Annotated in this window: 11 protein-coding genes; 10 read left to right on the top strand and 1 reads right to left on the bottom strand. The window is 68.5% G+C overall.

Translation table 11 applies throughout. From position 1 onward, the window contains the following. From DQP56_RS19260 to nusB, 3 genes are all read left to right on the top strand, one after another. Positions 1 to 673 (top strand): M24 family metallopeptidase (locus DQP56_RS19260; protein WP_114475782.1); only part of this gene is annotated, 673 nt, incomplete at its 5' end. Between the two features lie 14 nt (positions 674 to 687). Next, positions 688 to 1,251 carry an elongation factor P gene (efp, locus tag DQP56_RS19255; RefSeq protein ID WP_112688168.1) on the top strand — a complete coding sequence of 188 codons (564 nt, stop codon included), beginning with the start codon at positions 688 to 690 and terminating at the stop codon, positions 1,249 to 1,251. Positions 1,252 to 1,253: 2 nt separating this feature from the next. After that, positions 1,254 to 1,802 (top strand): transcription antitermination factor NusB, encoded by a 549-nt coding sequence (gene nusB, locus DQP56_RS19250; protein WP_112688166.1) that lies wholly within the window; start codon positions 1,254 to 1,256, stop codon positions 1,800 to 1,802. Positions 1,803 to 1,808: 6 nt separating this feature from the next. Here the strand turns inward: nusB and DQP56_RS19245 are convergent, their stop codons facing one another. Further along, positions 1,809 to 2,087: a hypothetical protein gene (locus DQP56_RS19245; protein ID WP_234825734.1), complete on the bottom strand. Its 279-nt coding sequence runs from the start codon at positions 2,085 to 2,087 to the stop codon at positions 1,809 to 1,811. 135 nt (positions 2,088 to 2,222) lie between these two features. Here DQP56_RS19245 and DQP56_RS19240 point away from each other — a divergent pair, with 135 nt between their 5' ends. The 7 genes from DQP56_RS19240 to DQP56_RS19210 form a co-directional block, all read left to right on the top strand. Further along, positions 2,223 to 4,982, top strand: coding sequence for an aminotransferase class I/II-fold pyridoxal phosphate-dependent enzyme (locus tag DQP56_RS19240; protein WP_112688164.1), 2,760 nt, complete (start codon positions 2,223 to 2,225; stop codon positions 4,980 to 4,982). Between the two features lie 197 nt (positions 4,983 to 5,179). Then, entirely contained in the window at positions 5,180 to 5,923 is a 744-nt protein-coding gene (locus DQP56_RS19235; RefSeq protein WP_112688162.1) for a GntR family transcriptional regulator, read from the top strand. Further along, positions 5,920 to 6,147 (top strand): 4Fe-4S dicluster domain-containing protein, encoded by a 228-nt coding sequence (locus DQP56_RS19230; RefSeq protein ID WP_013829255.1) that lies wholly within the window; start codon positions 5,920 to 5,922, stop codon positions 6,145 to 6,147. The genes DQP56_RS19235 and DQP56_RS19230 overlap by 4 nt, the downstream gene beginning before the upstream one ends. A 24-nt stretch (positions 6,148 to 6,171) precedes the next feature. Further along, positions 6,172 to 7,530 (top strand): ABC transporter substrate-binding protein, encoded by a 1,359-nt coding sequence (locus DQP56_RS19225; RefSeq protein WP_112688160.1) that lies wholly within the window; start codon positions 6,172 to 6,174, stop codon positions 7,528 to 7,530. After that, positions 7,527 to 8,375: an ABC transporter permease gene (locus tag DQP56_RS19220; RefSeq protein WP_112688158.1), complete on the top strand. Its 849-nt coding sequence runs from the start codon at positions 7,527 to 7,529 to the stop codon at positions 8,373 to 8,375. The genes DQP56_RS19225 and DQP56_RS19220 overlap by 4 nt, the downstream gene beginning before the upstream one ends. Next, positions 8,372 to 9,103, top strand: a complete 732-nt coding sequence (locus tag DQP56_RS19215; RefSeq protein ID WP_112688156.1) for an ABC transporter ATP-binding protein — start codon at positions 8,372 to 8,374, stop codon at positions 9,101 to 9,103. The genes DQP56_RS19220 and DQP56_RS19215 overlap by 4 nt, the downstream gene beginning before the upstream one ends. After that, positions 9,100 to 10,848, top strand: a 1,749-nt coding sequence (locus tag DQP56_RS19210; RefSeq protein ID WP_112688154.1) for a fumarate reductase/succinate dehydrogenase flavoprotein subunit, incomplete at its 3' end; no start/stop codon positions are given. The genes DQP56_RS19215 and DQP56_RS19210, both read left to right, overlap by 4 nt.

Raw genomic sequence — 10,848 nt, 5'->3', positions numbered from 1 at the left:
CTGCGAGGCCGCCGACGCTGCGCTGAGCGCCCTGGTGGAGCGCGGAGGACTGCGGCCGGGCCGCACCGAACGCGAGGTCGCCCGGGACCTGGAGGCGTTGCTGCTCGACCACGGCGCCGATGCCGCCTCCTTCGAGACCATCGTGGCCGCCGGCCCGAATTCGGCGATACCGCACCACCGGCCGACCGAGGCGGTGCTGGCCACCGGTGATTTCGTCAAGATCGACTTCGGCGCGCTGGTGGCCGGCTACCACTCCGACATGACCCGCACCTTCGTGCTGGGCCCACCGGCCGACTGGCAGCAGGAGATCTATCAGGTGGTCGCGGCCGCCCAGCGCGCCGGCCGGGAGGCGCTGCGACCGGGTGCGGCGCTGCGCGACGTCGACGCGGCCGCGCGAGCGGTGATCGCCGACGCGGGGTACGGCAAGACCTTCGGGCACGGCCTGGGCCACGGCGTCGGGCTGCGGATTCACGAAGCGCCGGGAATCAACGCGACGGCCGACGGTAGACTGCTTGCCGGTGCTGTGGTGACCGTGGAGCCCGGCGTCTATCTGGCCGATCGTGGCGGCGTCCGCATCGAGGACACGCTCGTGGTCGGCGGTGACTCACCCGCAGCCGCGGGGACGCACCCGGAATTGCTGACTCGGTTCCCCAAGGAACTGACCACTCTCTAGGAGACGTAGGAAAAGTGGCCTCAACTGCCGACTTCAAGAACGGACTGGTGCTGGTGATCGACGGCCAGCTCTGGCAGATCGTCGAATTCCAGCACGTCAAGCCGGGCAAGGGGCCGGCCTTCGTGCGCACCAAGCTCAAGAACGTGGTGTCGGGCAAGGTGGTCGACAAGACCTACAACGCCGGGGTGAAGGTCGAGACCGCCACCGTCGACCGCCGGGACGCCACCTTCCTGTACCGCGACGGCGCCGACTTCGTTTTCATGGACAGCGCCGACTACGAGCAGCACCCGCTGCCCGAGGCGATGGTCGGCGACTCGGCGAACTACCTGCTGGAGAGCATGCCGGTGCAGATCGCCTTCCACGACGGGGTGCCGCTGTACCTGGAGATGCCGGTCAGCGTCGAGTTGGAGGTCACTCACACCGAGCCGGGCCTGCAGGGCGACCGCTCCAGTGCGGGCACCAAGCCGGCCACCGTGGAGACCGGCGCCCAGATCAATGTTCCGCTGTTCATCAACACCGGAGACAAGCTGAAGGTCGACACCCGCGACGGCAGCTACCTGGGCCGGGTCAACTCCTGACCATGCCGGATGGTGGGGAGGCAAAGTCGCCGCGACCCGCGAGGCCCGTCAGAGGACGGCATCAGGCACGCAAGCGCGCGGTGGATCTACTGTTCGAATCCGAAGCCCGTGGGCTGACGCCGGCGCAGGGCGCCGAGCTGCGGACGGCGCTGGCCAGCGAGCAGCCCGATGTGGCAGCACTGCACCCGTACACGGTCACCGTGGCGCAGGGCGTGTCCGCCCACAGCGCTCATATCGACGACCTGATCACCTCGCACCTGCAGGGCTGGCAGTTGGAGCGGTTGCCGGCCGTCGACCGGGCGATCCTGCGGGTGGCGATCTGGGAGTTGCTGCACGCCGAGGACGTCCCGGAGCCGGTCGCCGTCGACGAGGCGGTGAAACTGGCCAAGGAGCTGTCCACCGATGACTCGCCCGGCTTCGTCAACGGCGTGCTGGGGCAGGTGATGCTGGTGACACCGCAGCTGCGGGCGGCATCGCAGGCGGTCCGGGAAGCGGCTGCGATGCCGCCCGCGCCTGTCGCCACCGAACCCGAGGCCGGCTCCGAGGAGTGACCGGCCTCAGTGCCGGGGCGGGCAACTGCCCTGCGGCCCCCGCGCGACGCACCGGACGATCTCGCCGTCGCGGTCGTGCAGGCACCACAGGAAGAAGGCATCGCCGATCTTGTTGACGCCCTCGAACGGGCGGGCCGTCGCCTCGCCGTCACCGATGACGACCGACTCGTCCTGCGTCGCGGCGAGAAAGCCGGCGGCCGAAAGTCGTTCGCAGGCTTGCTCGGCGGTCTGCGCACCGGCCAGCGCGGCGGTGTAGGCGTCGATGTTGGCTATATCACCCACCATTCCGACGTTACTCACCACCGCGCCGTTCTGACATGGCCTTTGGCTTCCGGATCGTAGGGCCTTAGGCCCTTGCGAACCGCACACCGGAGGTGGCGAAAGCGCCCCGTACCCGCGCCGAACCGGCACACTGGCCCTATGAACCCAAGCGGCGACAGGGGAAATCGACGGTTACGGGTCTCGGCGCTGGCGGCGGTGGCGAACCCATCGTATTCGCGGGTCGACACCTGGAACCTGCTCGACGACGCCTGTCGTCAGCTCGCCGAGGCCAACCGGAACGACCTGGACACCACGCATCACGCCGCGCGGGTGAAGCGGCTGCTGGACCGGATCGGCGCCTACGAGCGGTACTGGCTGTTTCCCGGGGCGGCGAACCTGGCGGCGTTCCGCGGCCATCTCGAGGCGATGGCAACGGTGTCGCTGACCGAACAGGTGTCGCTGGTGGTGCGGCTGCTGTCGGATTACGGGGACCGGGCGGCGCTGTTCGATCTGAGCTCGCCGCTGTCGGAACAGGAACTGGTGGCCCGGGCCCGTCAGCAGCAGTTCTACACCGTGCTGCTGGCCGACGACTCGCCGCCGGACGCCCCGGAGAGCCTGGCGGAAAACCTACGTGCGCTGCGCAACCCCGACGACGAGGTGCAGATCGAGCTGCTGGTGGTGTCCAGCGTCGAGGACGCCGTCACCGCGGTCGCGCTCAACGGCGAGATCCAGGCGGCGATCGTGCGGCACGACCTGCCGTTGCGGTCACGTGACCGGGTGCCGCTGATGACCACGCTGCTGGGCGCCAACGACGACGGCGGGACGGTCGACGGCGGCCACGACGCCATCGAATGCGGGGAATGGATGCGACTGCTGCGGCCGCACATCGACCTGTATCTGCTCACCGACGAATCGATCGCCGCCGACACCGAGGACGAACCGGACGTCTACGACCGAACCTTCTACCGGCTCAACGACGCCACCGATCTGCACAGCACCGTGCTCGCCGGAATCCGGAAACGCTACGCCACGCCGTTTTTCGACGCGTTGCGGGCTTATGCCGCCGAGCCGGTCGGCCAGTTCCACGCCCTGCCGGTGGCGCGCGGCGCCAGCATCTTCAACTCCCGGTCGCTACACGACATGGGGGAGTTCTACGGTCGCAACATCTTCATGGCCGAGACCTCCTCGACGTCCGGCGGGCTCGACTCGCTGCTGGACCCGCACGGGACCATCCGCGTCGCGATGGACAAGGCCGCGCACACCTGGAACTCCGACCACACCTACTTCGTCACCAACGGGACCTCGACGGCCAACAAGATCGTCGTGCAGGCCCTGACCCGGCCGGGCGACATCGTGCTGATCGACCGCAACTGTCACAAGTCGCACCACTACGGGCTGGTGCTGGCGGGTGCCTACCCGTTGTACCTGGACGCCTATCCACTGGCGCCGTTCGCGATCTACGGTGCGGTGTCGCTGCAGACCATCAAGCGAGCGCTACTCGACCTGGAGGCTGCCGGGCAGCTGCACCGGGTCCGGATGCTGCTGCTGACCAACTGCACGTTCGACGGCGTCGTCTACAACCCGCAGCGGGTGATGGAGGAGATCCTGGCGATCAAGCCGGACATCTGCTTCCTGTGGGACGAGGCGTGGTATGCATTCGCGACCGCGGTGCCCTGGGCGCGGCAGCGCACCGCGATGGTCGCCGCCGAACGCCTGGAGGCGAAGCTGTCCTCACCCGGCTACGCCCGGGAGTATCAGGCCTGGCGCGACTCGATGGCGGGAGTCGAGCGCGACCAGTGGGCCGAACACCGGCTGCTGCCGGCACCTTCGACACGGGTGCGGGTCTATGCGACCCACTCCACCCACAAGTCACTGTCGGCGCTGCGGCAGGCCTCGATGATCCACGTGCGCGACCAGGACTTCAATGCGCTGGCCCGCGAATCGTTCACCGAAGCGTTTCTGACCCACACCTCCACGTCGCCCAATCAGCAGTTGCTGGCGTCGCTGGACCTGGCTCGCCGGCAGGTGGACATCGAAGGCTTCCAGATGGTGCGGCGGGTCTACGACATGGCGCTGGTGTTTCGCCACCGGGTCCGCAAAGACCGGCTGATCAGCAAGTGGTTCCGCATCCTCGACGAGGACGACCTGGTGCCCGACGGGTTCCGGGAGTCGACGGTCAGCTCCTACCGCCAGGTCCGCCAGGGTGCGCTGGCGGAATGGAACGAGGCGTGGCGGTCCGACGAGTTCGTGCTGGACCCGACCCGGGTCACGCTGTTCGTCGGCAAGACCGGCATGAACGGCTACGACTTCCGCGAGAACATCCTGATGAAGCAGTTCGGGATTCAGATCAACAAGACCTCGATCAATTCCGTGCTGCTGATCTTCACCATCGGCGTCACCTGGTCGTCGGTGCACTATCTGCTCGACGCGCTGCGTCGCGTCTCGACCGAACTGGACCGGGCCTGGAATGCGGCCAGCACCGATGACCGTGCGCTACAGCAGCGCCGGATCGCGGAGATCACCGAGGACCTGCCGCCGCTTCCGGACTTCAGCGAGTTCGACGATGCGTTCCGGCCCGACGGTGCAAGCGGATTCGGTGATATGAGGGCGGCGTTCTACGGCGGCTACGAAGAGTCCGATCGCGAGCACGTCCTGCTCGGCGAGGCCGGCCGCCGGGTCGCCGACGGCAAGACGCTGGTGTCGACCACGTTCGTCGTGCCGTATCCGCCCGGCTTCCCGGTGCTGGTCCCCGGGCAGGTGGTCTCCAAGGAGATTCTGTACTTCCTGGCCGAACTGGACGTCAAGGAGATCCACGGCTACAACCCCGATCTGGGGCTGGCGGTGTTCACCCAGGACGCCCTGGCGCGCATGGCAACTTCTCCGCGAGCGTGCGCGTCCCCGGCCGACACGCCGTCCTGAAACCCGCGGCTCGGGGCCGGTTTTCCTCACCGCGATTGTTTCCCGGGGCAGCCGGTGCCGCCCCGGCGCAATGGCGCCTCCGCGACCGGTTTCCGCTGGCAGCCGGACACCGCCGAGTGGCGCAATGCGCCAAACCGCTGGTCAGCGGAGTTTCGCGGCGCTGTCATCCGGCGCCGGTGGACCCTTAACGTGTCTGCATGGCCGAAGCACCTGTCGCAGTCCAACCGATCCGCCGCGCGGACCGGGCGCGGCAGGTCGCCGACGTGCTGCGCCACCAGATCCACGCCGGCGGCTACGCCGACGGGCTGCCCGGCGAGTCGCAACTCGCCGAAGAATTCGTGGTGTCCCGCAATATCATTCGCGAGGCACTGCGTGCGCTGAAGGCCGAGGGACTGATCAGCAGGGGACCGCGAACCGGGACCCGGGTGGCGCAACACAAACACGACCACGGGTTGGACCTCCTGCTCGGTCTGCAGGAGACCTTCGACGGTCACGGCCAGGTGCGCAACGAAGTGCGGGTGGCGACGGTTGTCGGTGCCCCGCCCTCGATCGCCCGCCGACTATTGCTGGACGCCGGCGCGCCGCTGGTGTTCATCGAACGGCTGCGATACCTCGGTGACGTGCCGCTGAGCCTGGATCAGACCTATCTGCCGGCCGATATCGGCGACGCCGTGCTGGCCCACCCACTGGAGGACAGCGACCTGTTCCCGCTGATCGAGCAGATCAGCGGGCAGCGGCTCGGCGATGCCACGCTGGCGCTGGAGGCCATTCCGGCGGACCCGCACTCGGCGGCCATTCTGCAGCTGGCCGACGGCGCGGCCCTGCTGATGCTGGAGCGGCTCACCAGCTTTGAGGACGGCAGACCGGTCGACCTCGAATACATCCGGATGCGCGGTGACCGGGTCACCATGCGCGGAAGCCTGACAAGGAGCAATCCATGACGCTGGTCAACAGCCGTTCCGACGTCCCGGTGACCATCGACGAGTCGCTGTGCATCACCGGGTGCACGCTGTGCGTCGACATCTGCCCGCTGGATTCGCTGGCGATCAACCCGGACAACGGCAAGGCCTTCATGCACGTCGACGAGTGCTGGTATTGCGGGCCGTGTGCGGCGCGCTGCCCGACCGGTGCCGTCACCGTCAACATGCCCTATCTGCTTCGCTGAACATAGTGACCACCAAGGTGTTTCATGAAGAAGACCCTGATCCTGCTGGCGTGCGGCCTGGTATTCACCGGGTGCTCGCTGGATTCCGCCACGGCGGGTGATTCCGTCGACGTGGTCGTGGGCTACCAGTCCAAGACCATCAACACCGCTACCGCCGGCACGCTGCTGCGCGCCCGTGGCTATCTGGAACGCCGGCTCGCCGACATCACCGCCCGGACCGGCACCCGCTACCGGGTCGACTGGCAGGACTATGACACCGGGGCGCCGATCACCGCGCAGATGCTCGCCGAGAAGATCGATATCGGCTCGATGGGCGACTATCCGATGCTGGTCAACGGCATCCGCACCCGCGATAGCGAGCAGGCCCGCACCGCGATCGTCTCGGTGACCGGCTACCACCCGGCCGGTGCGCTGAACATGGTTGTGGTGGCGCCCGATTCGCGCGCCGACACGCTCGCAGACCTGGCCGGGGCCCGAGTGTCGGCCAGTGTGGGCTCGGCGGGCCACGGCACCCTGCTGCGCGCGCTGGCCGGTACCGGGGCGCACGTCGAAGTGCTCAACCAGCAGCCACAGGTCGGTGCCTCATCCCTGGAGTCCGGGCAGGTAGAGGGCCTGTCGCAGTTCGTGGCCTGGCCCGGACTGCTGGTCTACCAGGACCGGGCGAGACTGCTCTACGACGGCGCCGAGCTCAATCACCCGACCCTGCACGGGGTGGTGGTGCGTCGCGGCTACGCGCGATCGCACCCGGAGGTGCTCAACGCGTTTTTGCAGGCACAGCTGGACGCCACCGACTTCCTGAACCGCAAGCCGCTGGAGGCGGCCCGGATCGTCGCCGAGGGCAGCGGGCTGCCGCAGGAAGTCGTCTACCTCTACAACGGGCCGGGCGGAACATCGTTCGACACCACCGTCAAACCGGCGTTGGTCGCGGCGTTGAAAAACGATGTGCCCTACCTCAAGTCGATCGGTGACTTCGCCAACCTGGATGGTTTCGACATCGACCGCTTCATCGACGATGGACCGCTGCGGGCGGCGTTCGCCGAGCGCCAGCTGGACTACAACAAAGCGGTCGTCGCCCTGGACAGACCCGCCACGACCGGTGGCGAACTGTGGCTGCAGGGTTCGGAGACGACGGTGGGGGTGGCCGATCCCGACCAGCTGTTGCGGGCCGTGCGGGCCGCAACCGCCCGCGGCGATCGCATCCGCGCGGCGTATGTGCACGACGCCGAACTGGGCACCCGCTGGTTCGCCGACAAGTCGGCGTGGGTCCGCGACGGCGGGCACCACCTGGCCTTCGACACCGTCGCGGGGGCGCGGCGCTATGCGGCCGCGCATCCAGGCAGCACCGTGGTTGACTACCAGCAGGCGCTGGCGGCCGCGGCATGACCGCGGTCGTCACCGGTGGCCCGGCGGTGTCGGCAGCGGTCGATGCAGCGCCGCGCCGGCACGCCTCGGTGCGACGGTCCTGGCTGCTGCGCCTGGCGTCGGTCGCCGCCGCGGTCGGGGTGTGGCAGCTGCTGACCGCGGCCGACGTGCGCTGGTGGCTGCGATTCGACACCCTGCCCACCGTCAATGAGGTCTTTGCCACCCTGGTGCGGCGGCTGGGCACCGAGGCGTACTGGCTGGACCTGGCCCAGTCACTGGTCCGGATTCTGACCGGATTCGGCCTGGCCGCCGTCGCCGGGGTGGCCACCGGCATCCTGCTGGGCCGCTCCCGCGTCGCCGCGGACGTGCTGGGGCCGATCACCGAGCTGCTCCGACCCATCCCGGCGATAGCCGTCGTGCCGGTGGCGATCCTGCTGTTCCCGGCCGGCGAACAGGGCATCGTGTTCATCACCTTCCTGGCCGCCTATTTCCCGATCCTGGTCAGCACCCGGCATGCGGTCCGTGCGCTGCCGACGCTGTGGGAGGACTCGGTCCGCACGCTGGGCGGCGGCCGGTGGGATGTGCTGAGCCAGGTGGTGTTTCCCGGGATCCTGCCCGGGGTCTTCGGCGGCCTGTCGGTCGGGATGGGCGTGTCGTGGATCTGCGTGATCTCCGCGGAGATGATCTCCGGGCGCCTCGGTATCGGCTACCGCACCTGGCAGGCCTACACGGTGCTGGCCTACCCCGATGTGTTCGTCGGGATCATCACCATCGGCGCGCTGGGTTTCGCGACGTCGGCGGCGGTGGAGGTGCTCGGGCGCCGGCTGACCCGCTGGTTGCCGCGCAGCGAGGAGAACGCGCGATGACCGCCGGCATGAGCCTCACTTTGGAGCGGATCCGGCTGTCCTACACCGATTCCCCGGTGATCGACGAGCTGAGCCTGGCGGTGCGTCCCGGCGAGATCCTGGTGCTGACCGGACCGTCCGGCTGTGGCAAGTCGACGGTGCTGCGCGCCCTGGCCGGACTGTTGACACCCGAACGCGGCCGAGTGCTGGCCGACGGCGTCACAATGGTCACCACCTCGGGGGATAGGGCAATGGTGTTCCAGGACAACGCACTGCTGCCGTGGCGGTCGGTGCGGTCCAACATCGAGCTGGCGCTGCGGCTGCGCGGTGTGCCGCGCAGCGGGCGCCGGGCACAAGCCGACCGGTGGATCACCGAGCTGGGCCTGAGCGGGTTCGGCGACTATCTGCCCAAGAGCCTCTCCGGCGGGATGCGGCAACGCGTTCAGTTGGCCCGGGGACTGGCCGGGGCGCCCCGTGCGGTGTTGATGGACGAGCCGTTCGGCGCCCTGGACAGCGCGACCCGCGCCGCGATGCAGGCACTGCTGATCCAGACCTGGCGTACCCACCCGACCACGATCGTGTTCGTCACCCATGACGTCGACGAGGCGCTGGCGCTCGGCGACCGGGTGGCGGTGCTGGGCCGTGCCGGGCAGCCACTGCGGGCGCTGGCCGATGTTCCCGAGCCGCGCAGCGCGCGGCCCGAGCCCGCGTTGCGCGCCGAACTCCTTTCCGCATTGGACTATTCATGATCGAGATACCGGATGCCTCCCAGCCGCTGCGGCTGGACTGCGACGTGCTGGTGATCGGCGGCGGCACCGCAGGCACCATGGCCGCCCTGACCGCCGCCGAGCACGGCGCCCGCGTGCTGCTGCTGGAAAAGGCGCACGTGCGGCACTCCGGCGCCCTGGCAATGGGCATGGACGGGGTCAACAACGCCGTCATTCCCGGCAAGGCCGAACCTGAGGACTACGTCGCCGAGATCACCCGTGCCAACGACGGAATCATCAACCAGCGCACCGTGTACCAGACCGCCACCCGCGGCTTTGCGATGGTGCAGCGGCTGGAGCGCTACGGGGTGAAGTTCGAAAAAGACGAGCACGGCGAGTATGCGGTGCGCCGCGTACACCGCTCCGGCTCCTACGTGTTGCCGATGCCCGAGGGCAAGGACGTCAAGAAGGCGCTCTACCGCGTGCTGCGGCAACGCTCCATGCGTGAGAAGATCCGCATCGAGAACCGGCTCATGCCGGTACGCGTGCTCACCGGGGACGGCCGTGCGGTCGGCGCGGCCGCATTGCACACCCGCACCGGTGAATTCGCCGCCGTCGGCGCCAAGGCAGTGATCCTGGCCACCGGGCCGTGCGGGCGGCTCGGGTTGCCCGCCTCGGGCTACCTGTACGGCACCTACGAGAACCCCACCAACGCCGGTGATGGTTACTCGATGGCCTACCACGCCGGCGCCGAGCTGTCCGGCATTGAGTGCTTCCAGGTCAATCCGTTGATCAAGGACTACAACGGGCCGGCCTGCGCCTATGTCGCCAACCCGTTCGGCGGCTATCAGGTGAATGCGCTGGGGGAGCGCTTCGTCGACTCCGACTACTGGTCCGGACAGATGATGGCCGAGGTCAAATCCGAGATCGACTCCGCCCGGGGGCCGATCTACCTCAAGGTGTCGCACCTGCCCGACGAGACGTTGTCGGCGCTGGAGGACATCCTGCACACCACCGAACGGCCCACCCGGGGCACCTTTCATGCCAACCGCGGCCACGACTACCGCACTCACGACGTGGAGATGCACATCTCCGAGATCGGCTTGTGCTCCGGGCATTCGGCGTCGGGGGTGTGGGTCGACGAGCACGCCCGCACCACCGTGGCAGGCCTGTACGCGGCGGGTGACCTGGCCTGCGTGCCCCACAACTACATGATCGGTGCCTTCGTGTTCGGTGATCTGGCCGGCGCACACGCGGCGTCCACACTGGCCGATAACGCCGCGCCACAGGACCTTCCGGTCGACCAGCTGGCCGAGGCCCACGAGCTGATCTACCGTCCGCTGCGCCACCCTGACGGCCCGCCGCAACCGCAGGTGGAATACAAGCTGCGCCGGTTCGTCAACGACTATGTCGCACCGCCCAAGACGGCCGCCAAGCTGTCGCTGGCGGTACAGACCTTCGAGCGGATGCGCGGTGAGATCGCCGAGATGGGCGCACGCAGCCCGCACGAGCTGATGCGGGCGGTCGAGGTGTCGTTCATCCGGGACTGCGCCGAACTGGCGGCCCGCTCGTCACTGACCCGTACCGAATCGCGCTGGGGTCTCTACCACGAGCGTGCCGATCTGCCCGGCCGGGACGACAGCCGGTGGGGGTATCACCTCAACGTGCGCAAGGGCCCTGACGGGGAGATGGAATTCCTGAAACGCCCCGTCGCGCCGTATTTCGTTGCGGTGCCCGAGCTCGACGGCCTGCCGCCGGCCGACCAGTCGGTGTATCCGGTGTCGCAG

The organism is Mycolicibacter senuensis, from assembly GCF_003284925.1.
GTDB classification, from domain to species: domain Bacteria; phylum Actinomycetota; class Actinomycetes; order Mycobacteriales; family Mycobacteriaceae; genus Mycobacterium; species Mycobacterium algericum_A.
The sequence above is the reverse complement of the archived record's forward strand: the minus strand, read 5'-3'. Positions and strand labels throughout refer to the sequence as shown.

Coding starts and splice junctions, on each gene's coding strand:
- nusB (WP_112688166.1), top strand. CDS start 1,254: ATGCCGGATGGTGGGGAGGCAAAGTCGCCGCGACCCGCGAGGCCCGTC.
- DQP56_RS19245 (WP_234825734.1), bottom strand. CDS start 2,087: ATGGTGGGTGATATAGCCAACATCGACGCCTACACCGCCGCGCTGGCC.
- DQP56_RS19240 (WP_112688164.1), top strand. CDS start 2,223: ATGAACCCAAGCGGCGACAGGGGAAATCGACGGTTACGGGTCTCGGCG.
- DQP56_RS19235 (WP_112688162.1), top strand. CDS start 5,180: ATGGCCGAAGCACCTGTCGCAGTCCAACCGATCCGCCGCGCGGACCGG.
- DQP56_RS19230 (WP_013829255.1), top strand. CDS start 5,920: ATGACGCTGGTCAACAGCCGTTCCGACGTCCCGGTGACCATCGACGAG.
- DQP56_RS19225 (WP_112688160.1), top strand. CDS start 6,172: ATGAAGAAGACCCTGATCCTGCTGGCGTGCGGCCTGGTATTCACCGGG.
- DQP56_RS19220 (WP_112688158.1), top strand. CDS start 7,527: ATGACCGCGGTCGTCACCGGTGGCCCGGCGGTGTCGGCAGCGGTCGAT.
- DQP56_RS19215 (WP_112688156.1), top strand. CDS start 8,372: ATGACCGCCGGCATGAGCCTCACTTTGGAGCGGATCCGGCTGTCCTAC.